This window comes from Faecalimonas sp., from assembly GCA_029264305.1.
Classification (GTDB): domain Bacteria; phylum Bacillota; class Clostridia; order Lachnospirales; family Lachnospiraceae; genus Faecalimonas.
The window spans coordinates 179117-204970 of record JARICA010000009.1; the positions used below are offsets into that span (position 1 = coordinate 179117).

Here is a 25854-nt window from a genome sequence, read left to right on the forward strand (position 1 = left end):
TTTATATGCGAAAAGAAGAAAAATATGTATAATAAAGAAGGAGGATAGCAAATGAATGAGAAAAATATATTAGGTCAATTAGATAGACTATTTCAGGAAAAAAGAATTTCAGAAGTAGAACCATTTTTAACAGGAAGTATTGAGTATGCGAAAAAAGAAGACGATAAACAATTGCTATTAAGTCTTTATAATGAACTAACAGGATATTATCGAAGCGTTGGGAAAACGGAGGAAGCAATTAAAAATGGTCGTAAGGCAGAAGCGGTAATTGAAGAATTAGAACTTTATAATACAAAATTTCATGCAACAACACTTGTAAATTTAGCAACAGCATATCGTTCTGCTGGAAAACATAAAACATCTTTAGAAATTTATCAGAAAGCTCAGTGTATTTATGAAAATGTGCTTACGGAATCAGATGTAAACAAAGCCGGACTTTATAATAATATGAGCATGGCATATCAAGGGTTAGGAGAGTATAGAAAAGCAATTAAATGTTTAAATACTGCATTAAAAATTGTTAAAAGTTTACCTAAATGCGAACAAGAGGTTGCATCCACGTACATAAATTTTTCAACTGTATATTTTGAAATGAAAAATTATGAAGAAGGAATATTAGCTTTGCAGGAAGCGTTGAAAATATATGAAAATAAAGGGGAAAAAGATTCTCATTATTCGGCTCTTCTTGCCTCGTTAGCACATGGGTATTATTTGAAAAAAGATTTAGAAAAATCAGTGGAATATTATACAAAAGCTTTAAAAGAAATATTAGAATTTCATGGAGAATGTGAAAGTTATTCAATTACTTGTGAAAATTGCGCAATTGTACTAGAAGAAAGTGGTTTTTTGCAACAAGCTGAATATCTTCGAAAAAAAGCAAAAGATGCGCGAATAAAACAAAAAAGAAATAAAGGAATGGACATTTCTCGTATGTATTATGAAAAATACGGTGAAAAAATGTTGCGAGAAAAATTTCCAGAGTGTTTTTCTAGGATAACGGTTGGACTTATAGGACATGGATCGGAATGTTTTGGCTTTGATGATATATATTCCACAGATCATGATTTTGGTCCTGCGTTTTGTGTTTGGTTAGAGGAAACAGATGCTGAAAAATATGCAAAAGAGATGAAAGAAGAGTATGAAAAACTTCCAAAATCTTTTGGAAATATTCCGGCTAGAGAAATAAGTGCTCACGGAGAAAATAGAATCGGTATTTTGAAGGTTTCCACATTTTATGAAGAATTTTTGGGAAAGAAATTGTATGAAGTTTTATTATTGCCTCAAAATTATACGATAGAAGAAAAAGAGAATGCATGGGCTTCTGTTCCTGAAACAGCTTTGGCTCAGGTGACTGCAGGAGAAATTTTTAAAGATGGAGAAGGAACATTTTCTTACGTACAAAGGGAGTTGCAAAAAGGGTATCCATACGGATTGAAAATACGTAAAATTGCACAGATGACAGCGTTGACTGCGCAAGCTGGACAGTATAATTATCTTCGATGTGCGAAACGAGGAGAATATGCTGCGTCAGAAATGGCACTTCGCGAATTTGTCCAAGCAAGTTCTAATTTGATTTATTTGTTAAACAATACATTTATGCCTTATTACAAATGGATGTTTCGAAAAATGAAAACACTTCCTAAATTATCTGAAGCAAAAGAATATTATGATCAGTTATTTATTGCACAGACAGTTGAAGAAAAAAGTGAGATTATTGAAGAAATCTGTTCCATTATTTTGAAAGAATTAAAAAAACAAAATTTAACGGAAGGCGAAGAAAGCTTTTTGGAAATTCATGTAGAAAGAATATTGCGGAGGGATAGCAAAATGAATATAATGGAAAAAATTGTAGAATTAGAGTGGGAAATGTTTCAAAAGGTAAGAAATACAGGAGGGAGAGCTTCGTGTCAAGATGATTTTGAAACATTTGATATTATGAGAAAAAGTCAGTTTTCAGTATGGAGAGAAGATGTATTAAATTCTTATTGGAAAGATTTGACAGAGGGAGAAAAACAAGGTCGTAATTTAATTATGGAAAAATATGCTTATATGATGGAAAGTTCATCAAAAGAAGAATACGAGACAATTAAAGATGATTTACCATTAGTTTCGGAAGAAAAAGCGAAAATAATAGAAGGGGTTGTTTCTATACAAGTAGAATGGAGAGAGGAGTTTGCAAGTAATTACCCATATTTGTCTAAACAAGCGAGATTGATTCACACATCAGAGGATGAAGAAAATAATATTTCTTTTGAAACGTATTTACGAGGGGAATTAAAAACATATTCATTAGAAACTCTTGTTAGATATGCAGCAATGGTCGTGGATTTCGCGAAACAGGGAATAAATATGGTAGAGGAAATTATGCGTCAAACAACGAAATACTATGGATATGCAACAATAGATGAAGCAGAAGAAAAACAAATAATGTAAAAAGAGCGTTATGCTTTTACTAACTAGGTAAGAGCATAACGCTTTTAAAATTTTTAGTTATCTTCTTCAGAATTATCCATAGAGTAAGTTTGACGTTTTCTTGCCATTTCGTCACTTGCGAGATATTCATCGTAAGTTGTAATTTTGTCGATTAACTTTCCGCCAGGAACGATTTCCATAATACGATTTGCAGTTGTCTGTACAATTTGGTGATCTCGAGAAGCAAACAAGATTACACCAGGAAACTTAATCAAACCATTATTTAAAGCAGTGATTGATTCCATGTCTAAGTGGTCGGTAGGTTCGTCTAAGATAAGGATATTTGCTCCAGAAATCATCATTTTCGATAAAAGACATCTAACTTTTTCACCACCAGAAAGAACTTTAACTTTTTTAACCCCATCTTCGCCAGCAAAAAGCATTCGTCCTAAGAAACCACGAACATAAGTTGCATCTTTATTTTCTGAATATTGTGTAAGCCAATCAACAATAGTATAATCGTTATCAAATTCTTTGGAACTATCTTTAGGGAAGTATGCTTGTGTAGTTGTGACTCCCCATTTGTAAGTGCCTTCATCAGCTTCCATTTCACCGGCTAAAATTTTGAACAATACTGTTTTAGCTGCTTCGTTTCCTCCGACAAATGCAACTTTTTCTTCGCGAGTAATTGTAAATGATAAATTATCTAAAACTTTTACACCGTCAATTGTTTTGGAAAGGTTTTCGACGGTGAGAACTTCATTTCCAATTTCACGATTTGGTCTAAAATCAATATAAGGATACTTACGACTAGATGGGCGAATATCGTCAAGTTGAATTTTTTCCAAAGCTTTTTTACGCGATGTTGCTTGTTTTGATTTTGAAGCGTTGGCACTGAAACGAGAAATAAATTCTTGTAATTCTTTGATTTTTTCTTCTTTTTTACGATTGGCTTCTTTCATTTGGCGAATAATCAACTGGCTTGATTCGTACCAAAAATCATAATTACCTGCATAAAGTTGAATTTTACCATAATCAATATCTGCAATTTGTGTACAAACTTTATTTAAAAAGTATCTATCGTGAGATACAACAATAACTGTATTGTCAAAATTAATTAAGAATTCTTCAAGCCATGCGATTGCATCTAAATCTAAATGGTTTGTAGGCTCATCAAGAAGAAGAATGTCTGGATTTCCAAATAAAGCCTGTGCGAGAAGCACCTTAACTTTTTCTGCGCCTGTTAAATCTTTCAAATATTTATAATGTAAATCTGTTTCAATTCCTAATCCGTTTAGTAAAGTGGCAGCATCTGATTCTGCTTCCCAGCCGTTCATAGAAGCAAATTCTCCTTCTAACTCACTTGCCTTCATTCCGTCTTCGTCAGTAAAGTCTTCCTTAGCGTAAATTTCTTCCTTTTCTTTCATGATTTCATATAATCTTGCATTTCCCATGATAACAGTATCAAGGACAAGATAATCGTCATATTTAAAATGATCTTGTTGCAAGAATGAGAGACGTTCGCCAGGGGAGATAACAACTTCACCGCTTGTTGGTTCGATTTGTCCTGAAAGTATTTTTAAGAAAGTAGATTTCCCTGCACCGTTGGCACCGATCATTCCGTAACAGTTACCTGCAGTAAATTTAATGTTTACATCTTCAAACAAGGCTTTTTTACCAAGACGTAATGTGACATTGTTTGCACTAATCATAATGATTCTCCTTTATTATAAAATATTGTTTCTTAAATAATAGTATTCCAACGCTTATCTTAGCATGAGAGTGGTAAAATGGCAAGGTTTACAAAAAGTTTAGGAAAAAATAATGGGAAGAGGTATGCATAAATAAGAAAAGGGTATATAATTTAGAAAAAATAAAAATGGGGAGTGAAAGAAATGGAAAAAGGAACGTTAATTTTAGAAGGAGGAGCAGTAAGAGGGGTGTTTACATCAGGTGTGTTGGATTACTTGATAGAAAAGGATATGTATCTATCTCATGTTGTGGGTGTATCTGCAGGAGCGTGTAATGGGGTGAGTTATGTTTCAAAACAGAAAGAAAGAACAAAAAAATGTATGATACATCAAAAGGAAGAGTATGATTATTATGAAGGAATAAGCGGATTTATTAAAGAAAAGAGCCTATTAAATATGGATATGATTTTCGATAAATTTCCTAATGAAATTTATCCATTTGATTACAACACGTATTTTGATTCGGAAATTTTTACAGAATGGGTAACAACGAATTGTATTACAGGAAAAGCGGAATATATGGATGATAGAAAGAACAAAGAAAGGCTTATGAAGATATGTAGAGCTTCTAGTAGTATGCCATTAATTTCTCCGATTGTAAATATAGATGGTGTTCCTTATTTGGATGGGGGATTGGCTGATTCAATTCCAATTAGAAGAGCGATGAAATATGGAAATAGAAAAATAGTTCTTGTATTAACAAAAAATAAAGGATATAGAAAGAAATTTGTAACAAAGGCTAGAAGAAAATTATATGAGTCTGCTTATAAAAAATATCCTGAGCTGGTGAAAACATTAATTAAACGTCCAGTAATTTACAATCGAACACTAGAAAAAATTGAGAAATTAGAAGAACAAGGGAAAATTTTTGTTATTCGGCCAGAAGCAATGATGATTTCTAGATTGGAAAGAAATGTTGAAAAACAAGAAGAGTTTTATAAATATGGTTATAATGAGATGGAAAAGAAATATGAAGATCTTGTTAAATATCTAAGACAGTAGTAGGGGAGTACCAAATTGTACTCCCCATTATTTTGGTTAGTTATATAAAACCTCTTGTAGATATAGTCCTTTTGGATCACATGGGACGCTAGATTGCGTTGTGGAATTTGTATTGAAAATTTCTTCGATTTCTTCTTTTTTACGATTTCCAAGACCAATATCAATTAATGTGCCAATAATCATACGAGCCATATTATGCAAAAAGTCGTTGGCATGTATAGTAATCTGGATTTCTACATCATCAGAATAGATGTCTATATCATAGATTTCTTTGATAGTGGATTTGTTTTTCTTTACTGTCGAGAATTTTTTGAAATCATGTTTGCCCACAAGTAAAATAGAGGCTTGTTTCATTATATCTATATCAGGTTTTTTGAATGAATAATAGGTGTATTTGCGCTCAAACACACTGGGAACTTCTCCAACTGCTATGCGATACATATATATTTTTGATGTGGCATTTAGTGAAGAATGGAATCGTTCTGGTTTTTCTTCAATATGAGTAATTGCGATATCCATTGGAAGATAACGATTTAGATATTGTTTCATTTCCCAAAGTTTCATATCTGATGTTGTCTTAAAGTTGACAGTTTGTGCATATGCATGAACACCTACTTCTGTTCTTGCGCCACAGAAAAGTTCGGTGGTTTCATTAGTCATTTTGTGCAATACTTCAATAATTTTGTTGGAAATCGTATTAGATGATTCGGTTTTTCCTAAACGTTGCCATCCCTGATAGCGACTCCCATCATATTCAAGTGTTAATTTGATATTTCTCATAACGGCTCCTTTGTAAATTGAATTTCTTATAGTATAACAGATGTTGTATATTTCTGTCGATTTTATTTTTTCTTGAGAGCAGATTGAATCATTTTTGCTGTTTTGTCAATGTTAGTTTGTTCCTCTGAAGATTTTCCTGCTTTCATTAACTCCATAATAAACGAAATTTCGTCTGTAGAAAAACGAATGTTTTCTTTGTTCGCTGTCATAATTAGTGAGAGTAGAATGGGGGGCAAATCATTTTTACTTTTCCCATTGGTTTTTGCAATAACATTTTTTAATAGATTTAGTTTAGCAGGATCAATCTCTTTTAATTTTGGGTGATTAAGCCAATCTTCCATATTTAATGTTCTCCTTTTTCATTGTTTGAATTATTGTTTTCTTGAAACATTGTGCTATACATTTGGAACATCTCTTGTTGTTCGGGAGTGAGCATTTCTTTTACCATATCTTTGGGATCAAATGCAGCAGTATCAGATTGTTCATCATTTTGAGAAGTCATTTTTGCCATTGCTTGTAGCATTTGCATCATATTAAATACATTTAAAATAGAATCTAGCGAATTTTTTTCCTCTTCAGACAGGTAAGGTCGAATTTCGTCAACGATATCTAGGGGTGAAGAAAAAGATTTTTCAAAAGTTTGTGTGTGAATGTTTTGTTGTGAGTGCTGAAAAAAATTTATTGTTCGATGTAACTCTAGAAATCTCACAAAAATGGCTAATATATGTTGATTTGATAGAGGGGTATAGGGAATAATTAATTTCATTAATTGTAAATCGCTTGATGAAATTAATTTATCAAATGGCGTTAGTTTATCGGTTGGTTTTTCTTCCATAGTACTCCTTAAAAAGATAGCGTTGTAGATATATATGTATAAAAAAACAAAAATATGAAATGCTCATATAGTAATATTAGAAATGGAGAAAGGGGTAAAAATATGAGAAAACTAATTATTGATGGGAATGCTGTATATGAGCTGGATGAAAATTGCATGTTAAAGAAAAAACTTTCAGAAAAAAGTGGAAATCAAAAAGAAAAGCAAGAGCAAAATAAAAAAGTGAAGAAATAAGATGTATAATATAAAGTATTATTTGTGCAATCTTGACAAAAAAATGATGTTGTTTTCGTAAAAAATAAAACTTGCCTATATTATTGCAATATGATATAGTAAAAAAAGACAATCGAGAATGCATATAATAGTGTGTTACTGGTAAGCAGGCATAAACTATTCCGCAGTTCAATGTATACCTTATAAGATTGGATAAGCAGGATATGTTTATGTCTTTTTAATTGATGAAGTGAAGGGGTTTGTTTCATGTATCAAATTGTGAAAGTTTTAAATAACAATGCTTTTCTTGCAAAACATGGTAAGGATGAGAGAATTTTAGTGGGGAAGGGCATTGGATTTGGGAAAAAACCAGGTGATACATTTTCTGCGATTGAAGATGCAAAAATTTATACTTTAGCGGTCAAAGAGAATGAAAGATCAATGATTAATGCTGTCAAGGGTATCGAACCTAAATACTTAGAAGCAGCAGGACGGATTATTGATGAGGCGCAGGTTGTTTTTGAAACAATCAATCCAGATATATTGATTCCATTAGCAGATCATATAGCTTTTGCAGCAAAAAGAGCAAAAGAGAATATTTATCTGCCAAATCCATTTATTGCGGACATTAAAGCATTGTTCGGCAAAGAATACACAGTGGTTGTGAAAAGTCGAGAGATAATTGAAAAGATGACAGGATATAGAATTACCGATGATGAAGCGGGATTTATTGCATTACATGTGCATTCAGGCCTGTCTGATGTGGAAGTGTCAGAAACACTTAAAATCACGCAAATTATTGATAAATGTATGTTAGATATAGAAAAAATGCTTGAACAGACTATTAACCGAGAATCTTTGGGTGGTATTAGGCTGATGAGTCAACTATATTATATGATAGCGAGAGCAAAAGCAAAAGAACAGATTAATATAGAGTTGAATCAGTTTGTTCAAGAACATTATGCGAAAGCAGGCATGGTCGCACATCACATATGCAAGTATGTGGAAAAGGAATTGAAAATACCAATTGAAAATCAAGAAGAAGGATTCCTTGCGATACATATTCAGACAATCATTATTCCATAAATGATATACAAAAAGAGTAAAAAGGAGTTAAAGACAATGAAAAAATTTGAGTACACTATTAAAGATGAGTTAGGAATCCATGCAAGACCAGCAGGAATGCTTGCAAAAGAGGCAAAAAATTATAAAAGTATAATTACAATCACAAAAGAGGGTAAATCAGCAGAAGCAACAAGACTTATGTCGGTTATGTCATTAGCAGTTAAGTGCGGACAAACTGTAGAAGTTTCTGTAGAAGGTGAAGATGAAGATGTAGCATTTGAAGGTGTGAAAACATTTTTTGAAACAAATTTGTAAGAGTTATAAAAGGTGATGGGAACAGAAAAGATGGAATGTTTAAAAGGGAAATCAGTTTATAAAGGGATTGCTCTTGGTAAAATTTCTGTGTTAAAGAAATCAGATTATGTTGTAAAACGTACAAAGGTAGAAAGTGCAGAAGAAGAAATCGAGAGGGTGAATCAAGCGAAAGAGGCTGCTTGTAACCAGTTACAAAAATTATATGAAAAGGCTTTGAAAGAAGTTGGAGAAGCAAGTGCTGCTATTTTTGAAGTTCATCAAATGATGTTGGATGATGCGGATTTTAATGAAGCGATTGAAAATATCATACGTACACAAGAGGTAAATGCAGAGTATGCAGTTGCTTCAGTAGGCGATAGTTTTTCAGAAATGTTTGCTAGCATGGATGATGATTATATGCGTGCGAGAGCAGCAGATATTAAAGATATTTCAGAAAGACTTGTGAAAAATCTTGTTGGTGGAGAAACAGATTCTATGGATTTTGAAGAACCTGTAATCGTAGTTGCCGATGATTTAACTCCAAGCGAAACTGTGCAAATGGATAAAGATAAAATCCTTGCGTTTGTTACAGTGCATGGTTCAACGAATTCACATACAGCTATTTTGGCACGTATGATGAATATTCCAGCGTTGATTGGAGTAGATATGAATTTAGAAGCATTAAAAAGTGGTATGGAAGCTGTTGTAGATGGTTTCACAGGAGAAATGATTCTAGAACCAACAGAAGAAGTGAAATGCACTGCTTTAACTAAAATTTCTGAAGAAGAAGAAAAGAGAAATTTACTTTTGGAATTAAAAGGAAAAGAGAATGTAACGCTTGGTGGCAAGAAAATTGAACTTTATGCAAATATTGGAAGCGTTTCTGATGTTGGATATGTATTAGAAAATGATGCTGGAGGAATTGGTTTATTTAGAAGTGAATTCCTTTATATTGGACGTAATGATCTTCCAAGCGAAGAAGAACAATTCCAGGCGTACAAACAAGTTGCTCAAAATATGGCTGGTAAAAAAGTTATTATTAGAACGCTAGATATTGGAGCTGATAAGCAAGCTGATTATCTTGATTTGGGTGAGGAAGAAAATCCGGCATTAGGATACAGAGCAATTCGTATTTGCCTTTCGCAACCAGAAATTTTCAAAACACAATTAAGAGCAATTTTTAGAGCATCTACATATGGAAATATTTCTATTATGTATCCGATGATTACATCTGTGGAAGAAGTGAAAAAAATTCAAAAAATTGTAGCAGAAGTCAAAAAAGAACTTTATGAATGTGATATTCCGTATAAAGATGTAGAAGAAGGTGTAATGATTGAAACGCCAGCAGCAGTTATGATTAGTGATGAATTGGCTGAGTTGGTAGATTTCTTTAGTATAGGAACAAATGATTTGACGCAATATACACTTGCTATTGACCGTCAGAATGAAAAATTAGATCCGTTTTATAATCCGCACCATAAAGCAGTTTTAAAAATGATCCAAATGGTTGTGGATAATTCTCACAAAGCAGGAAAATGGACAGGTATTTGTGGTGAACTTGGTGCAGATCTAGAATTAACTGAAACATTTGTGAGAATGGGAGTAGATGAGTTATCAGTTGCTCCGTCAATGGTTTTAAAACTTAGAAAAATCATTCGAGAAATGAAATAGAGAAAGAGGAAAAGAAAATGCTTGGTTCATTAAAAGAAAAGTTAGGATTTGGAAAAAAAGGAGAAATTTTATATGCTCCAATCGAAGGGGAAGCGATTGAACTTGCAAAAGTAAGCGATCCAACTTTTGGAGAAGAAATCTTAGGAAAAGGTATAGCTATAGTTCCGACAATTGGAAAAGTATATGCTCCAATTGATGGAACAGTAGAAATGGTATTTGATACAAAACATGCAATTTCGATGAAATCGGAAAGTGGAATTGAAATTCTTATTCATGTAGGATTAGACACAGTTACATTAAAAGGTGAACCATTCACAGAACATGTAGCAGCTGGTGATAAAGTGAAAACTGGAGATTTATTATTAGAATTTGATATTGATGCAATTAAAACTGCAGGTTTAGAAGTGGTTTCTCCAGTTATTATTTGTAATACAGCAGATTACAGTGAAATTAAAACTACAACTGGAAAAGTAGTTAATACAAAGGATGAAGTGATGACAATCATCAAATAGTACAGGTATTGAACTTCGCTTTTGTGAGGTTTTATATAAGAGAAGATATCATGAAAATGAGAGAAAAGGAGGAGAAAGTTATGAAATATCTTCAAAAATTAGGTAAAGCATTAATGCTTCCAGTAGCATGCTTACCTATCTGTGGTATCCTTATGGGTATCGGATACTTTTTGTGTCCTGCAACAATGCAGGGTGGTGATATCAATGGTATGAAAGAAATCATTGGTATGTTTCTTGTAAAAGCAGGAGGAGCTTTAATTGATAATATGGCAATCCTGTTTGCAATCGGTGTAGGTGTAGGTATGGCAGATGACAATGACGGTACAGCTGGACTTGCTGCCATGGTATCTTGGTTAATGATTACAACTCTTCTTTCAGAAGGTGTAGTAACAATTATTAGACCATCAGTTGCTGAAAATGCAAAATATTTACTTGCATTCCAGAAAATTGCTAACCCATTCATCGGTATTATTTCTGGTATTATTGGTTCTACTTGTTACAACAAGTTTAAAGGAACTAAATTACCTTCATGGCTTGCATTCTTTAGTGGAAAACGTAGTGTAGCCATCGTAGCAGGTGTTGTTTCTATTTTAACATCAGCAGTATTATTATTTGTATGGCCACTTATTTTTGCTGGTCTTGTTACAATTGGTGAATCAATCGTGAAATTAGATGCAGTAGGTGCTGGTATCTATGCATTCTTAAACCGTTTATTAATTCCAACAGGTTTACATCACGCATTAAACAATGTATTCTGGTTTGATACTATTGGACTTGGTGATTTACAAGCATTCTGGGCTGGAAAAACATCAGCAGATGTTTCTTGGAGTTTAGGTATGTATATGTCTGGATTCTTCCCATGTATGATGTTCGGTGTTCCAGGTGCAGCTTTAGCTATGATTCATACAGCAAAATCTAACAAGAAAAAAGTTGCAATTGGTTTAGTTGCTTCAGCAGCTGTTTGTGCATTCCTTTGTGGTGTTACAGAACCATTTGAATTTGGTTTCATGTTCTTAGCACCAGCATTATATGTAGTTTATGCTTTATTATACGGTATTTTTGTAGCAGTTACTGCTGCTTTAGGATTCCGTGCAGGATTCTCATTCTCAGCAGGTGCAACTGACTTATTCTTCTCAGCTTCATTACCAGCTGCTCAGAAAACATGGATGATTATTCCTTTAGGTATTGCTGCATTCATTATTTTCTATGTAGTATTCCGTTTCGCTATTGTGAAATTTGATTTAAAAACTCCAGGTAGAGAAGATGATGACGACGTAGAAGCAGAAGCAAAAGCAGTATTAGCAAATAATGACTTTACAGAAGTTGCTAAAATTATTTTAGAAGGTTTAGGTGGAAAAGATAATATCACTTCTATCGATAACTGTATTACAAGACTTCGTCTTGAAGTAAAAGATAATACTTTAGTAAATGAAAAGAAAATTAAATCTGCAGGTGTTGCAGGTGTAATCCGTCCTGGAAAAACAAGTGTACAGGTAATTATCGGAACACAAGTACAACATGTAGCTGATGAATTTAAAGTATTGTGTAAATAATTTCTATATTTATAAATAGAAAATACATAAGGCAAGAATAAGGAAATGCAAGTTGCATTTCCTTATTCTTATTTAAAAACTAAAATATTTCATATGAAAAGGAGAAACCTATGAAAAAGGTATTAGAATGTTGTGTGGATTCGGTTGAATCGGCTATAGCCGCAAAAGAAGGTGGGGCAGATAGAATAGAATTATGTAGTGGTCTAGTTATAGGAGGGCTTTCTCCATCCATAGCATTGTTTAAAAAAATAAAAGAGGTAGTAGATATTCCTATACGCCCATTACTTAGAACAAGATTTGGTGATTTTTGCTATACGACATACGAACATGAAATATTAAAAGAAGAAGTGAAAATTTTCCGACAGTTAGGAGCAGAAGGAATTGTTATTGGAAGTCTTACGTCAGAAGGAAGATTAGATTTACAACAAATGAGTGAATTGATGGAAGAAGCTGGAGAAATGAGAGTCACCTTGCATAGGGCTTTTGATATGTGCAAAAATCCGATAGAAACATTAGAGCAAGCAAAAAAATTAGGAATTGATACCATATTGACTTCAGGACAAAAAAATTGTGCAAAAGAAGGAGTAGAACTTTTAAAACAATTAGTAGAAAACAGTGAAAATCAAATTGAAATTCTTGTTGGCGGAGGCGTTGATGCTAAAACAATTCCTATGCTTTATGAAAAAGCAAACACAACTTCATATCATATGTCAGGTAAAATTAGTTTAGAAAGTCAAATGAAATATAGAAATGCAAATGTTAATATGGGAGTTGCTTCTGTTAGTGAATATGAGATCTGGAGAACAAGTAAAGAACGCATTCAAGAAGCAAGAAGTACTTTAGATAGTTTATAAGAAAAGGGGATTCCACATGAATCCCCTTTTTTGATGCTAAATATTAGCAGCATCCACATCCGCCATTAGTATTTCCAATTCCATTTCCACCACAGCAGAATAAAAGTAATAAAATTAAAAGGCAGCAATCGTTTCCACAAGTGTTCATGCCATTATATCCATTGTTACCACCACAACAGAATAAGAGAAGAATAATCCATAAACAAGAATTATTTAATCCACATTCTCTTCCGTCATTACATCCACATCCACAGTTTGTTGCACTTAAATCGCTCATATTAAAGCCTCCATAAATTGTTTATTTACAATGTTATCATATGTAAGAGGAGGGATTTATGTTTCTAAAAAGTGAAAAAAATTTCATTTATTGCAAAACAAAGCCGTTGTGAATAAATTAAATAAAAAAGGAAATGAAATGGAACAGGTAAAAGAGCGTGTATCATATTGGTGTGATGATACAAATGAGCATAAAGTAGAAGGAAAAGAAATAGGTGTTGCTATATTGGACACGGGGATAGCACTACATCCTGATTTTGATAAAAGAATTCTTTGCTTTAGAGATTTTGTAAATGATCAAGAAATGTTTTACGATGATAATGGCCATGGAACGCATATAGCCGGAATAATAGGTGGGAGTGGGAAATTATCGGGAGGAAAATACGCGGGAATTGCACCAAAGTGTAATTTGATTCCATTAAAAGTATTAGATAAGAGAGGAAATGGCGAAATTAATCATGTCATACAAGGAAGTAAATGGATATTAAAAAATGCAAAAAAGTATCATATAAGGATAGTCAACATTTCTGTTGGAACACTTCCTGATACGAATAGAATTGAGGAAGAAAAGTTACTGATGGCGGTAGAAGAAATGTGGGATGAAGGACTTGTTGTTGTTGTCGCGGCTGGAAACTATGGACCAAAAGGGCAAAGCATTACTGTTCCTGGAGTAAGTAAAAAAGTAATTACAGTAGGTGCTTCTGATGATAAAATAGAACTTTTTACAATAAAAGGAAGACTCAAAGATTATTCAGGAAGAGGTCCGACGAAAGAGTGTGTGATGAAACCAGATTTAGTAGCACCAGGTTCGAAAATATATTCGTGTAATAGTAGATATGGGAAAAAGGGAAGAGAATATTCATGCAAAAGTGGAACGTCTATGGCGACCCCAGTTGTATCTGGAGCAATTGCACTTCTTTTATCAAAATATCCTGAAATGACGAATGTTGAGGTGAAGTTAAGATTACGTCAAACATGTGTAGACTTAGGTCAATGTAAAAATCAACAAGGGTGGGGTGAACTTTGTATAAAAAAACTTTTATCTATACAGAACTAGTGTCAAGAAAAAATACTTGACACCAGTTTGTATATGAGGTATTATACTAAAGGTGATGAAAATGAATGACATTTTAGAACAGGCTTTATTATATGATTTTTATGGTGAATTATTAAACGAACACCAGAAAAATATTTATGAACAATTTGTACTTGAAGATTTATCTTTGAGTGAGATAGCATCGAGCGAAGGAATCAGTAGACAAGGGGTTCATGATTTGGTAAAGCGGTGTAATAAGACGTTATCTAGCTATGAAGCAAAACTACATCTAGTAGAAAAGTTCTTAGCGATTAAGGAAAAGGTTCATCAGATTAATGAAGTTTTGGAAGCAGAACAGACAGAAACAGGAATGTTGATAGAAAGTATTAAAAAAATATCGACAGAAATTCTAGAGGAGTTATGATATGGCGTTTGATAGTTTAACAGAAAAACTACAAAATGTATTTAAAAATTTAAGAAGTAAAGGACGCCTGACGGAAGATGACGTAAAGACGGCATTGAGAGAGGTTAAAATGGCTCTTTTAGAGGCGGACGTAAACTTCAAAGTAGTAAAAGGATTTATAAAAGATGTTCAGGAGCGTGCGGTTGGACAGGACGTGATGAATGGATTAAATCCTGGACAGATGGTAATTAAAATTGTAAATGAAGAACTTGTAAAACTTATGGGTTCAGAAACAACAGAAATCAAGTTGGAACCAGGTCAAGCTACCACAGTCATTATGATGGCTGGTCTTCAAGGGGCTGGTAAAACAACAACGACAGCTAAACTTGCTGGAAAATTCAAGCTAAAAGGGAAAAAACCATTATTAGTTGCTTGTGATGTATATCGTCCGGCAGCAATCAAGCAGTTACAAGTAAATGGAGAAAAACAAGGCGTTGAAGTTTTTACAATGGGTGATACACATAAACCTGTGAATATAGCAAAAGCCGCCTTAGAACATGCAACAAAAAATGGAAATAATATTGTGATTTTAGATACAGCAGGTCGCCTTCATGTAGACGAAGAGATGATGTTAGAATTACAAGAAATTAAAGAAGCTGTCACTGTACATCAGACAATTTTGGTTGTAGACGCAATGACAGGACAGGATGCCGTAAATGTAGCAGGAACATTTAATGAGAAAATTGGAATTGACGGTGTAATTGTTACAAAATTAGACGGTGATACTAGAGGTGGTGCGGCTTTATCTATCCGAGCAGTAACTGGTAAGCCAATTCTTTATGTTGGTATGGGTGAAAAATTATCTGATTTAGAGCAATTTTATCCAGATAGAATGGCATCACGAATTTTAGGAATGGGTGATGTTTTAAGTCTTATTGAAAAAGCAAGTGCTGAAATTGATGAAAATAAGGCAAAAGAGATGGCTCAGAAAATGAAGAAAGCTCAGTTCGATTTTGAAGATTATTTAGAAAGTATGAAGCAAATGAGAAATATGGGTGGTCTGTCGAGTATATTAAGTATGATGCCAGGAGTAAAAGGAAACATGTTAAAAGACTTGGATTCCGAGGAAAATGAAAAGAAGATGGCTAGAATTGAGGCAATTATTTACTCAATGACAATAAAAGAACGTCAGAATCCGGATATTTTAAATCCATCAAGAAAACACCGAATTGCAAAAGGTGCAGGAGTGGATATTAGTGAAGTGAACAGATTAGTAAAACAGTTTGAACAATCAAAAAAAATGATGAAACAAATGCCGGGATTGATGGGTGGTAAAGGTGGTAAGAAAGGCAAATTTAAATTTCCTTTTTAACACATAGATAAAAGAATTTTAAGAAGAGGTGAATGAAATGGCAGTAAAAATTAGATTAAAAAGAATGGGACAGAAAAAAGCTCCTTTTTATCGTATCGTAGTAGCAGATGCTAGATCACCAAGAGATGGTAGATTTATCGATGAAATCGGAACATATGATCCAAATCAAAATCCAAGTGTATTCAAAGTAGACGAAGAAGCAGCTAAAAAATGGTTACAAAATGGTGCACAGCCTACAGAAACAGTTGGGAAAATCTTTAAAGCAGCAGGAATTGAAAAATAATCTAAATCGCGGAGGTACGCGTAATGAGAGAATTAGTAGAAGTAATTACGAAAGCATTAGTAGATGACCCTGACAGTGTTGTTGTTACAGAAAAGACAGAAGGAAAGACAATTGTAATCGAAGTGCACGTGGCAGAATCTGACATGGGTAAAGTGATTGGAAAACAAGGTCGTATTGCAAAGGCAATTCGTTCTGTTGTAAAAGCAGCAGCTGCAAAAGAAGACAAGAAAGTAGTAGTAGACATCGCATAAGCGGTGTCTATTTGTAACTTAATGCTAATAAAGGAGCGCATATGGAAAAGTTATTGCAAGTGGGAGTTATATCTTCGACACATGGTGTGCGTGGAGAAGTAAAAGTTTTTCCGACAACTGACGATGTGAATCGTTTTAAAAAATTGAAGCAGGTTATCCTCGATACAGGAAAAGAAAAAATGGTTTTAGAAGTGCAAGGGGTAAAATTCTTTAAGCAGTTTGCAATTTTGAAATTTAAGGGGATCGACAGTATAAATGAGATTGAAAAATACAAAGGCAAAAGTCTTTTTGTTGATAGAGAGAATGCAGTAAAATTGAAGAAAGATGAGTATTTTATTGCGGATATGATAGGAATAGATGTATATACCGAGGATGATAAATTTTTTGGTGTGTTAAAAGATGTAATTGAAACGGGAGCGAATGATGTATATATGATTTCTTCAGAAGAACATGGGGAAGTCTTGGTTCCTGCAATTAAACAGTGCATTTTAAACGTAGATATTGAAAATAGAAAAATGATAATTCATTTATTAGAAGGATTGATATAAAAATGAACTTTCATATATTAACATTATTTCCAGACATGGTTATGGATGGGTTAAATACAAGTATTATCGGAAGAGCTATTGCAAATAAATTATTGACAATTGAGGCGGTAAATATAAGAGATTTTGCAGTGAATAAACATAATCGTGTGGATGATTATACATATGGCGGAGGTGCAGGTATGCTTATGCAAGCAGAACCGGTTTATCTCGCTTATAAATCCATTGAAGAAAAATGTAAAAAAATGCCAAGGGTTATTTATCTTTCTCCGCAAGGCAAAACATTTTCGCAAGAAATGGCAGAAGAGTTTGCTAAAGAAGAAGAATTGATATTTTTGTGTGGACATTATGAAGGTATTGATGAGAGAGTTCTAGAAGATATTGTGACAGATTATGTTTCTATTGGCGATTATGTTTTGACAGGTGGAGAACTCCCTTCTATGGTTATGATTGATGCTATTTCTAGATTGATTCCAGGAGTGTTACATAATAATGTGTCAGCAGAATTTGAAACATTTCAAGATAATTTATTAGAATATCCTCAATATACACGCCCGGAAGAATGGAGAGGTAAAAAAGTACCTGAGATTTTATTATCAGGTCACCATGCAAACATTGAAAAGTGGAGACGAGAACAATCTATCATTAGAACGGCAAAAGCAAGACCTGATTTATTAGAAAAGGCAGAATTAACAGAAAAAGAAAAGAAAATACTTGCAAATCATTCTGAAATATGATAAAATACTAACGTTGTGAGAAGAACAGAGATGGTCCTCTAATACACTTATAAAGTTGTATTAAGAACGTCCAAATTATAAGGAGGTCACACAAGATGAACGAAATTATTAAAAAAATCGAAGCAGAACAATTAAAAGCAGAAGTGCCACAATTTAACGTAGGTGATACTGTAAGAGTATACGGTAAAATTAAAGAAGGTAACCGTGAAAGAATTCAGGTTTTCGAAGGTACTGTATTAAAGAAACAAGGTGGAAGCACTAGAGCAACATTTACAGTAAGAAAGAATTCTAATGGAATCGGCGTTGAAAAAACATGGCCATTACACTCACCAAACGTAGAAAGAGTTGAAGTAGTAAGAAGAGGTAAAGTAAGAAGAGCTAAATTGAACTACTTAAGAGAACGTGTTGGTAAGAGAGCAAAAGTAAAAGAATTAGTAAAATAGTAAATGAGAGAGAGGGGCAAATACAATACTGTATATTGTCCCTTTTTCCACATATAGAGGAGAAATAGTATGCACTTTCAGTGGTATCCAGGGCACATGACAAAAGCAAAGCGCATGATGCAGGAAAATATTAAACTAATTGATTTGGTAATTGAACTTGTTGATGCAAGAATACCAATAAGTAGTAGAAATCCAGATATAGATGAACTTGGAAAAAATAAAGCGAGGCTTATTTTATTAAATAAGTCAGATTTAGCAGAAGATAGACAAAATATTGCTTGGGCAGAATATTTTTCTAAGAAGGGATATTCTGTTGTGAAAGTCAACTCTAAAAGAGGTGGTGGGATTAAATCTATCCAAGGTGTTATTCAAGAAGCATGTAAAGAAAAAATTGAACGTGATAGAAAAAGAGGAATTTTAAATCGTCCAGTTAGAGCAATGGTGGTAGGAATTCCTAATGTGGGAAAATCCACGTTTATAAATGCTTTAGCAGGAAAAGCTTGTGCAAAAACAGGAAATAAACCAGGGGTAACAAAGGGAAAACAATGGATCCGTTTAAATAAAAACGTTGAATTACTTGATACACCAGGAATTTTGTGGCCTAAATTTGAAGATCAACAAGTTGGTTTAAAATTAGCGTTTATCGGTTCAATTAAGGATGAAATTTTAAATACAGAAGAACTTGCGGGAGAATTGATCAAGTTTTTAACTACACACTATGCTGGTGTTTTGGAAGAAAAATATGAAATAAAAGAGCAAGAAGATCCATATGCATGTCTTATGGAAATTGCAAAAAATAGACATTGTTTATTAAAAGGAAATGAATTAGATACGGAAAAAGCGGCGATGATGATTACTGACGATTTTAGAAATGGGAGATTAGGGAAAATTACGCTTGAATTTCCTGAAGATTATGAATAAAGGGGAATAGAAACGGAGTATGGAAGATAAGGAAAAATCAAAAAGCATTTTAAAAGAAATATTAGATTGGATCATTTATATAGGAGTTATTTTACTATTTACTTATTTAATCATTACATATGTAGGGGTGCGCACACGAGTAAGTGGTCAGTCTATGCAACCAACATTACATGATGGTGATAATCTTTTGGTAGATAAATTAACATATCGTTTTAGAGAACCAGAAAGATATGAAATTGTTGTATTTCCATACAAATATGAGGAAGATACGTATTATATTAAACGAATTATTGGTCTTCCGGGAGAAAAGATACAGATTATAGAGGGATATGTTTACATAAATGGTAAAAAGTTGGAAAAGGATTATGGTGCTGAAGTTATGCAAGATGCAGGAATTGCTGAGGAACCGATCACATTAGGAGAAGATGAGTATTTTGTTTTAGGTGATAATAGAAACCATAGTTCTGATAGTAGAGTGCCAAATGTAGGTGTGCTGAAAAGAAAAGATTTAATGGGAAGAGCATGGATAAGAATTTGGCCATTTGATAGTATTGGAGTGATTTCCCATGAGTAAAAGTATCCGTGAAATTAAAGAAGAATTTGAAAAGGCTGAAAGAGAAATGATCCCTTCACTATATGAAAAGTATGCTAAAGATAGTAGAAATGGTGTTATTAATCTAATTATAAAATATAAAAAGAGGGAAGAAAAATTTCAAGAAGAAATCAAACGGATAGAGAAAATGAGTTTTTACGAACAGGAGAACTGTGCGGAAAAATATATTTGTGGAATTGATGAAGTAGGAAGAGGTCCGTTGGCAGGACCGGTTGTAGCAGGTGCGGTTATTCTTCCAAAAGATGAAATGATTTTGTATTTAAATGATTCTAAGAAACTTTCGGAAAAAAAGAGAGAAGAATTGTATGACATTATTATGGAAAAGGCTGTTGCAACTGGTATTGGCATTGTTAGTCCAGCAAGAATTGATGAAATAAATATTTTGCAGGCAACATATGAAGCAATGAGAATAGCTATCGATCAATTAAAAGTAAAACCGACTTTGCTGTTAAATGATGCAGTTACGATACCAAAAGTGGATATTCCGCAGATACCAATTATTAAAGGTGATGGAAAAAGTGTGTCTATTGCAGCAGCAAGTATTATTGCAAAGGTAACAAGAGATCGGCTTATGAAAGAATATGATAAAGTGATTCCTGGATACGATTTTGCAAGTAATAAAGGATATGGATCAGCTGCACACATTGAAGCACTAAAAGAAAATGGTGCAACACCAATTCATCGAAAAACATTTATTAAAAAATTTATATAATTATGATAAAAAATACAAGAAACATTGGAAGTATATTTGAAAAGCAGGCGGGTGAATATTTGCAAACGAAAGGGTATTCTATACTAGAATATAATTTTCGTAGTAAAATGGGTGAGATTGATATTATTGCCATGGATGGAGAAGTCCTTGTATTCTGTGAAGTGAAATATCGATCAGATAATAGAAAAGGGACACCTTTTGAGGCAGTGACAATACATAAACAGAAAAAGATATGTAAAACAGCGCTGTATTATATTACAAAACACCAGATAACGAATATCTCCTGCCGTTTTGATGTTATAGGGATTATTGGAAATAAAATAGAATTAATTAAAAATGCATTTGAATATATTATATAGGTAGAAAAATGAATATTAAATATAAAAACAAAGAGAAAGTGTTTAATGAAAAAGAAAAAAGTGGAGTGTACTATTTAACGTATCCTTTATTTGAACAAACAGGAATGGTGCAACATGCATTTTCTACACGTCTCGGAGGTGTAAGTAAAGGTGTATGTAGTACAATGAACCTTAGTTTTTCTAGAGGGGATAAAGAAGAAGATGTACGTGAAAATTTCAGAAGAATGGCAAATGTTTTGAATGTAGAAGAAACCGATTTCGTTTTTTCTAAACAAACACATACAACAAATGTGAGAGTTGTCACAAGTGAAGATAAAGGAAAGGGAATTGTGAAATCCTTGGATTATGATGATGTGGATGGTCTTATCACAAATGTTCCGGGAATTTGTCTGGTGACTTTTTATGCCGATTGTGTTCCGTTATTTTTTGTTGATCCTGTAAAAAAAGTGATTGGTCTTAGCCATTCGGGATGGAGAGGAACTGTAGGAAAAATAGGGAAGAAAACTGTGGAAAAAATGCAGAAAGAGTATGGTTCAAATCCAAAAGATATTCTTGCGGCAATTGGTCCGTCTATTTGTCAGGATTGTTATGAAGTTAGTGAAGATGTGATTGATGAATTTAAAAGAGCATTTGCCGAAGAATATTGGACAGAGTTGTTTTATCGGAAAGAAAATGGAAAGTACCAGTTAAATCTTTGGAAAGCAAATGAATACATATTTTTGGAATCTGGCATTGAAAAAGATCATATTGAAGTAACAAATATTTGTACTTGTTGTAATAATGAAATTCTTTTTTCGCATCGAGCATCCTGTGGGAAACGAGGAAATTTAGCCGCATTTTTAGCCATACAATAAGGAGGTAAAACAATGTTTTTAGCAAATACGGCAAAAGGTGAAGTACCAAAAGAAGTCGCTGAAGTGACAACAGAGGCTGCAAAGGAAATGGGGAAATTTGCACAATATGTAAATGAAAATATTCCTGCTTTGATAGGATTTGGAGTAAAAGTTCTTTTAGCAATTATTTTCTTTTTTATCGGAAGAAAAGTAATTAAAATTATTCGTAAAATTATTCGTCGCTCTTTTGAACGTTCTAGTGCAGATAAAGGGGTACAACAATTTATTGATTCTATGGTAAAAGTTCTTCTTTATGCGTTATTGATTTTTTCTATTGCGGCGAAATTTGGTGTAGATACGGCTTCAGTTGCTGCTCTGTTAGCATCAGGTGGTGTTGCTATTGGTCTTGCACTGCAAGGGAGCTTGTCAAATTTTGCAGGCGGCGTTTTGATTCTCATGTTAAAGCCATTTGTTGTTGGAGACTATATTATAGAAGATAGTCAAAAAAATGAAGGTACAGTAAAAGAAATCCAAATTTTTTATACAAAATTATCAACTGTGGATAACAAAACGATTGTTATTCCAAATGGAACGTTGGCTAACACAAGTTTAACAAATGTGACAGCTAAGGATATTAGAAGATTGGATTTAAGTATTGATATCGCTTATGAAGCAAATTTGCGAAAAGCAAAAGAGATTATCGAAAGTCTTCTTAAAGAAGATCAAAGCATTTTAAAGGATGAAGAAATATTAGTATTTGTAGATAAATTAGGTACAAGTTCAGTTGTAATAGGAACACGTGCGTGGGTTAAAACAGAAGAATATTGGCCGACAAGATGGAGATTGCTAGAAGAAATCAAATTGGCGTTAGATGAAAATCATATTGAAATACCTTACCAGCAGATTACCCTTCATATGAAAGAAAATGAGGGAAAAAAACAGTTGCAAAATTCTGAAAATAGTATATAATATTATTTGGTGGTTGCTATGAATGCAACCAAATGCTGAAATAGCTCAGTTGGTAGAGCACTTCACTCGTAATGAAGGGGTCGTCGGTTCAAGTCCGATTTTCAGCTTTAATTAATAAGAAAAGTCACAGATATAGTCTGTGACTTTTTTGATATATAGAAGGAAAAATGAATTTAATCAATAGTTTAAGGAGAGAGAGAATGAGAAGATATATTATGGCATTAGATGCAGGAACAACGAGCAATCGATGTATTCTATTTGATGAAAAAGGAAATATGTGTAGTGTAGCACAAAAAGAATTTACACAGTATTTTACAAAGCCAGGATGGGTAGAGCATGATGCTAATGAAATTTGGTCTACTCAACTAGGTGTTGCAGTAGAGGCAATGAATAAAATAGGAGCTTCTGCAAAAGATATTGCTGCTATAGGAATTACAAATCAGAGAGAAACTGCAATTGTGTGGGATAAAGAAACAGGAGAACCCGTATATAATGCGATCGTGTGGCAGTGTAGAAGAACTTCAGATTATTGTGATAAGTTAAAAGAAGAAGGAATGACAGATTTTTTTCGACAAAAGACAGGACTTGTCATAGATGCATATTTTTCTGCAACTAAAGTTAAATGGATTCTCGATAATGTAAAAGGAGCAAGAAAGAAAGCAGATGAGGGAAAACTCTTATTTGGAACGGTTGAAACATGGCTCATATGGAAATTAACAAAAGGAAAAGTTCATGTAACAGATTATTCTAATGCTTCCAGAACAATGTTGTTTAATATTAACACATTAGAGTGGGATAATGAAATTTTGGAAAAATTAGAAATTCCTATAAGTATGCTTCCTGAAGTGAAACCATCAAGTTATGTGTATGGGATGACAGATCCCTCATTTTTTGGAGACGAAATAATTATTGGAGGAGCCGCAGGTGATCAACAAGCAGCACTTTTTGGTCAGACTTGTTTCCAAGAAGGAGAAGCAAAAAATACTTATGGAACAGGCTGTTTCCTTTTGATGAATACAGGGGAAAGGCCAGTGTATTCTAATCATGGATTGGTAACTACCATTGCGTGGGGGTTAGATGGGAAAGTAACTTATGCTTTGGAAGGCTCTATTTTTGTAGCTGGCGCAGCAATTCAATGGTTACGAGATGAAATGAAATTAATTGATTCAGCGAAAGATTCTGAAAGTTTAGCGCAGAGAGTAAAAAATACTAATGGTTGTTATGTTGTTCCTGCGTTTACAGGTCTTGGAGCACCTCATTGGGATCAATATGCAAGGGGAACAATTGTAGGAATTACAAGAGGAGTTAATCGTTATCATATTATTCGTGCAACATTAGAATCAATTGCCTATCAGGTCTATGATGTTTTAGAGGCAATGAAAGCTGATTCTGGAATTTCTATTCCTGCCTTAAAAGTAGATGGAGGTGCAAGTGCAAATGATTTTTTAATGGGGGTTCAGGCGGATATTATCAATGCACCGGTAATTCGCCCGAAATGTGTAGAAACAACGGCGATGGGAGCTGCATATTTGGCAGGATTGGCAGTAGGATATTGGGCAGATAAAGCGGAAGTAGTGAAGAATTGGCAAAAAGATAAGAATTTTATTCCGAAAATTACAGAGGAAGAAAGAATTAAAAAAATAAAAGGTTGGAATAAAGCAATAAAATATTCTTATGAGTGGGCAAAAGAGGAATAAAAGTATGTAAGGCAGTTGCGGATTTCCGCAACTGTATTTGATTTAGAAATGTTTTTGGTATTGCTTTTGGATAAATGAAATAAGAGTATAAAGTACCATTGCCATAATACAAAGTAAGACAATAGACATTAATAACCAATCCATCTTAAAAACTTGACTAGAATAAATAATTAAATAACCAAGGCCACTTTTGGCTGCTAAAAATTCACCAATAATTACTCCGACAAGACAGAGTCCAATATTTACTTTCATCATATTAATAATGGCAGGAACAGAACTTGGTAAAACTACTTTTGTTAAAATATGAAAGCGGTTACCATGCAGTGTGTAAATAAGTTTTAATTTTTCCTCATCCACATGAATGAAATTAGTATATAAATTTAAAATACTTCCAAAAATAGCTATGGACATTCCACAAACAATAATAGTGGTAGGCTTTGCACCAAGCCATACAATTAATAGTGGAGCAAGGGCAGATTTTGGAAGACTGTTTAGAACAACAAGATAAGGTTCTACTATATCAGATAATTTTTGACTGGACCACAGTAAGATAGCAAAAAATAGGCTAAAAAAAATAACAAGCAGAAAACTACTAATAGTTTCATAAAGAGTTATTTTTGTGTGGAAAAAGATACTTTTATCTAAAACCATAGACCAAAAGCATTTTATAATTTTATATGGACTACTAAAGATAAAAGAATCAATAATTCCGTAATATGAAGTAATTTCCCACAAGACTAAAAAGAAAATTAAAATAAATATGCGAGAAAAATAAACGATATATTTGTGATGTTTTTGTTTTTTGAGATAAAGAATTTGTGAAATAGAGTCACTCATTTATATTTAGCTCCTTCCATATTGAATTAAAATAGTCTTTAAATTCGGGCGTATTTCTTCGTTGGAGAGGTGTGTCGTTTTCTAAATCAAAATTAAGTAAAATATTTTTTTGAATCGTAGCAGGGCGCTTAGATAAAATTAATACTTTATCTCCTAAACTAATTGCTTCTGATAAATCATGTGTAACAAGAATGGCTGTTTTCTTTTCTTTTCGGATAATCTGTCCAATGTCATCTCCTACTTTTAGTCTTGTTTGATAATCAAGAGCAGAAAAAGGTTCATCTAAGAGTAAAAGTTCAGGTTCGAATACCAATGTTCGAGCGAGAGCAGCACGTTGTCTCATTCCTCCTGACAATTGAGATGGTTTTGCGTTAGAAAATGCTTTTAGTCCGTAAAGTTCAAGTAATTGATGTGCTTTTTCTTTGGTTTTTGGAGAAAGTTTGTGTTGAATTTCTAATCCTAAAAGTACATTTTGATAAATTGTGCGCCATTCGAAGAGATGATCATGTTGAAGCATATAGCCAATTTTATCAGTATTTTCTTTTAGAGGTTTCCCTTGAAATAAAACGGCTGGGAAATCAGGCGTTAATAGACCGCAGATAATGGAAAGTAAGGTTGATTTGCC

Annotated in this window: 31 protein-coding genes and 1 tRNA gene; 25 read left to right on the forward strand and 7 right to left on the reverse strand. The window is 33.4% G+C overall.

All coding sequences use genetic code 11. The annotated features are described in order from the left end of the window. Nucleotides 1-51: 51 nt before the first annotated feature. Nucleotides 52-2433 (forward strand): DUF4125 family protein, encoded by a 2382-nt coding sequence (locus ACY2U7_RS03030; protein ID WP_461815830.1) that lies wholly within the window; start codon nt 52-54, stop codon nt 2431-2433. Between the two features lie 53 nt (nt 2434-2486). Here ACY2U7_RS03030 and ACY2U7_RS03035 read toward each other — a convergent pair whose 3' ends face one another. Continuing rightward, nucleotides 2487-4124, reverse strand: coding sequence for an ABC-F family ATP-binding cassette domain-containing protein (locus tag ACY2U7_RS03035; RefSeq protein WP_461812090.1), 1638 nt, complete (start codon nt 4122-4124; stop codon nt 2487-2489). A gap of 183 nt (nt 4125-4307) precedes the next feature. Between ACY2U7_RS03035 and ACY2U7_RS03040 the strand changes: the two genes are divergently transcribed. Further along, the gene (locus ACY2U7_RS03040; protein WP_461812091.1) at nt 4308-5165 is read left to right on the forward strand and encodes a patatin-like phospholipase family protein; all 858 of its coding nucleotides are present in this window, start codon (nt 4308-4310) and stop codon (nt 5163-5165) included. Nucleotides 5166-5201: 36 nt separating this feature from the next. On the opposite strand, the gene truA is transcribed toward ACY2U7_RS03040, so the two are convergent. From truA to ACY2U7_RS03055, 3 genes are all read right to left on the reverse strand, one after another. Then, nucleotides 5202-5945, reverse strand: coding sequence for a tRNA pseudouridine(38-40) synthase TruA (gene truA, locus ACY2U7_RS03045; RefSeq protein WP_461812092.1), 744 nt, complete (start codon nt 5943-5945; stop codon nt 5202-5204). 62 nt (nt 5946-6007) lie between these two features. After that, complete coding sequence (locus tag ACY2U7_RS03050; RefSeq protein WP_461812093.1) at nt 6008-6286, reverse strand: hypothetical protein; 279 nt, start codon at nt 6284-6286, stop codon at nt 6008-6010. A 2-nt stretch (nt 6287-6288) separates the two neighbouring features. Continuing rightward, entirely contained in the window at nt 6289-6780 is a 492-nt protein-coding gene (locus ACY2U7_RS03055) for a hypothetical protein (protein ID WP_461812094.1), read from the reverse strand. 102 nt (nt 6781-6882) lie between these two features. On the opposite strand from ACY2U7_RS03055, the gene ACY2U7_RS03060 reads away from it, so the two are divergent. From ACY2U7_RS03060 to ACY2U7_RS03090, 7 genes are all read left to right on the forward strand, one after another. Next, nucleotides 6883-7014 (forward strand): hypothetical protein, encoded by a 132-nt coding sequence (locus ACY2U7_RS03060; protein ID WP_461812095.1) that lies wholly within the window; start codon nt 6883-6885, stop codon nt 7012-7014. A 246-nt stretch (nt 7015-7260) separates the two neighbouring features. Then, nucleotides 7261-8079, forward strand: coding sequence for a PRD domain-containing protein (locus tag ACY2U7_RS03065; RefSeq protein ID WP_461812096.1), 819 nt, complete (start codon nt 7261-7263; stop codon nt 8077-8079). A gap of 36 nt (nt 8080-8115) precedes the next feature. After that, nucleotides 8116-8373, forward strand: coding sequence for an HPr family phosphocarrier protein (locus ACY2U7_RS03070; RefSeq protein WP_461812097.1), 258 nt, complete (start codon nt 8116-8118; stop codon nt 8371-8373). Nucleotides 8374-8403: 30 nt separating this feature from the next. Continuing rightward, entirely contained in the window at nt 8404-10023 is a 1620-nt protein-coding gene (gene ptsP / locus ACY2U7_RS03075; RefSeq protein WP_461812123.1) for a phosphoenolpyruvate--protein phosphotransferase, read from the forward strand. A gap of 17 nt (nt 10024-10040) precedes the next feature. Further along, nucleotides 10041-10535 (forward strand): PTS sugar transporter subunit IIA, encoded by a 495-nt coding sequence (locus ACY2U7_RS03080; RefSeq protein ID WP_461815831.1) that lies wholly within the window; start codon nt 10041-10043, stop codon nt 10533-10535. Nucleotides 10536-10615: 80 nt separating this feature from the next. Continuing rightward, on the forward strand, nt 10616-12088 hold the full coding sequence (gene nagE, locus ACY2U7_RS03085) for an N-acetylglucosamine-specific PTS transporter subunit IIBC (RefSeq protein WP_461815832.1): 1473 nt from the start codon (nt 10616-10618) through the stop codon (nt 12086-12088). A 110-nt stretch (nt 12089-12198) separates the two neighbouring features. Next, on the forward strand, nt 12199-12942 hold the full coding sequence (locus tag ACY2U7_RS03090; protein WP_461815833.1) for a copper homeostasis protein CutC: 744 nt from the start codon (nt 12199-12201) through the stop codon (nt 12940-12942). A gap of 43 nt (nt 12943-12985) precedes the next feature. Here the strand turns inward: ACY2U7_RS03090 and ACY2U7_RS03095 are convergent, their stop codons facing one another. Beyond that, nucleotides 12986-13219: a chorion class high-cysteine HCB protein 13 gene (locus ACY2U7_RS03095; RefSeq protein ID WP_461812101.1), complete on the reverse strand. Its 234-nt coding sequence runs from the start codon at nt 13217-13219 to the stop codon at nt 12986-12988. A gap of 138 nt (nt 13220-13357) precedes the next feature. On the opposite strand from ACY2U7_RS03095, the gene ACY2U7_RS03100 reads away from it, so the two are divergent. The 16 genes from ACY2U7_RS03100 to glpK all read left to right on the forward strand — a co-directional run bounded on the left by ACY2U7_RS03100 (nt 13358) and on the right by glpK (nt 24392). Further along, nucleotides 13358-14275: a S8 family peptidase gene (locus ACY2U7_RS03100; RefSeq protein ID WP_461815834.1), complete on the forward strand. Its 918-nt coding sequence runs from the start codon at nt 13358-13360 to the stop codon at nt 14273-14275. A 61-nt stretch (nt 14276-14336) separates the two neighbouring features. Continuing rightward, nucleotides 14337-14678: a YlxM family DNA-binding protein gene (ylxM, locus tag ACY2U7_RS03105; RefSeq protein ID WP_461812103.1), complete on the forward strand. Its 342-nt coding sequence runs from the start codon at nt 14337-14339 to the stop codon at nt 14676-14678. A gap of 1 nt (nt 14679) precedes the next feature. Then, a complete protein-coding gene (gene ffh, locus ACY2U7_RS03110; protein ID WP_461812104.1) occupies nt 14680-16029 on the forward strand; it encodes a signal recognition particle protein in 1350 nt (449 codons plus the stop codon). Between the two features lie 37 nt (nt 16030-16066). After that, on the forward strand, nt 16067-16312 hold the full coding sequence (gene rpsP / locus ACY2U7_RS03115) for a 30S ribosomal protein S16 (protein WP_009756906.1): 246 nt from the start codon (nt 16067-16069) through the stop codon (nt 16310-16312). Between the two features lie 23 nt (nt 16313-16335). Next, nucleotides 16336-16563: a KH domain-containing protein gene (locus ACY2U7_RS03120; protein WP_461812105.1), complete on the forward strand. Its 228-nt coding sequence runs from the start codon at nt 16336-16338 to the stop codon at nt 16561-16563. A gap of 41 nt (nt 16564-16604) precedes the next feature. Further along, nucleotides 16605-17111, forward strand: a complete 507-nt coding sequence (gene rimM / locus ACY2U7_RS03125) for a ribosome maturation factor RimM (RefSeq protein ID WP_461815835.1) — start codon at nt 16605-16607, stop codon at nt 17109-17111. 2 nt (nt 17112-17113) lie between these two features. Next, the gene (gene trmD, locus ACY2U7_RS03130; RefSeq protein ID WP_461812107.1) at nt 17114-17845 is read left to right on the forward strand and encodes a tRNA (guanosine(37)-N1)-methyltransferase TrmD; all 732 of its coding nucleotides are present in this window, start codon (nt 17114-17116) and stop codon (nt 17843-17845) included. A 95-nt stretch (nt 17846-17940) separates the two neighbouring features. Next, nucleotides 17941-18288: a 50S ribosomal protein L19 gene (gene rplS / locus ACY2U7_RS03135; RefSeq protein WP_461812108.1), complete on the forward strand. Its 348-nt coding sequence runs from the start codon at nt 17941-17943 to the stop codon at nt 18286-18288. Nucleotides 18289-18357: 69 nt separating this feature from the next. Continuing rightward, a complete protein-coding gene (ylqF, locus tag ACY2U7_RS03140) occupies nt 18358-19209 on the forward strand; it encodes a ribosome biogenesis GTPase YlqF (protein WP_461812109.1) in 852 nt (283 codons plus the stop codon). A 19-nt stretch (nt 19210-19228) separates the two neighbouring features. Beyond that, nucleotides 19229-19783, forward strand: a complete 555-nt coding sequence (lepB, locus tag ACY2U7_RS03145) for a signal peptidase I (RefSeq protein WP_461812110.1) — start codon at nt 19229-19231, stop codon at nt 19781-19783. After that, nucleotides 19776-20534, forward strand: a complete 759-nt coding sequence (gene rnhB, locus ACY2U7_RS03150) for a ribonuclease HII (protein WP_461812111.1) — start codon at nt 19776-19778, stop codon at nt 20532-20534. The genes lepB and rnhB overlap by 8 nt, the downstream gene beginning before the upstream one ends. A 2-nt stretch (nt 20535-20536) precedes the next feature. Then, complete coding sequence (locus ACY2U7_RS03155) at nt 20537-20893, forward strand: YraN family protein (RefSeq protein WP_461815836.1); 357 nt, start codon at nt 20537-20539, stop codon at nt 20891-20893. An 8-nt stretch (nt 20894-20901) separates the two neighbouring features. Further along, complete coding sequence (gene pgeF / locus ACY2U7_RS03160) at nt 20902-21747, forward strand: peptidoglycan editing factor PgeF (protein WP_461815837.1); 846 nt, start codon at nt 20902-20904, stop codon at nt 21745-21747. A 12-nt stretch (nt 21748-21759) separates the two neighbouring features. Beyond that, a complete protein-coding gene (locus ACY2U7_RS03165) occupies nt 21760-22695 on the forward strand; it encodes a mechanosensitive ion channel family protein (RefSeq protein ID WP_461812114.1) in 936 nt (311 codons plus the stop codon). 34 nt (nt 22696-22729) lie between these two features. Then, nucleotides 22730-22802 (forward strand) — tRNA-Thr (locus tag ACY2U7_RS03170). Between the two features lie 93 nt (nt 22803-22895). Next, the gene (glpK, locus tag ACY2U7_RS03175) at nt 22896-24392 is read left to right on the forward strand and encodes a glycerol kinase GlpK (protein ID WP_461812115.1); all 1497 of its coding nucleotides are present in this window, start codon (nt 22896-22898) and stop codon (nt 24390-24392) included. A gap of 42 nt (nt 24393-24434) precedes the next feature. On the opposite strand, the gene ACY2U7_RS03180 is transcribed toward glpK, so the two are convergent. Together ACY2U7_RS03180 and ACY2U7_RS03185 are read right to left on the reverse strand one after the other, a co-directional pair. Beyond that, a complete protein-coding gene (locus tag ACY2U7_RS03180; protein WP_461812116.1) occupies nt 24435-25229 on the reverse strand; it encodes an ABC transporter permease in 795 nt (264 codons plus the stop codon). Further along, nucleotides 25222-25854, reverse strand: a 633-nt coding sequence (locus tag ACY2U7_RS03185) for an ABC transporter ATP-binding protein (protein WP_461815838.1), incomplete at its 5' end; no start/stop codon positions are given. The genes ACY2U7_RS03180 and ACY2U7_RS03185, both read right to left, overlap by 8 nt.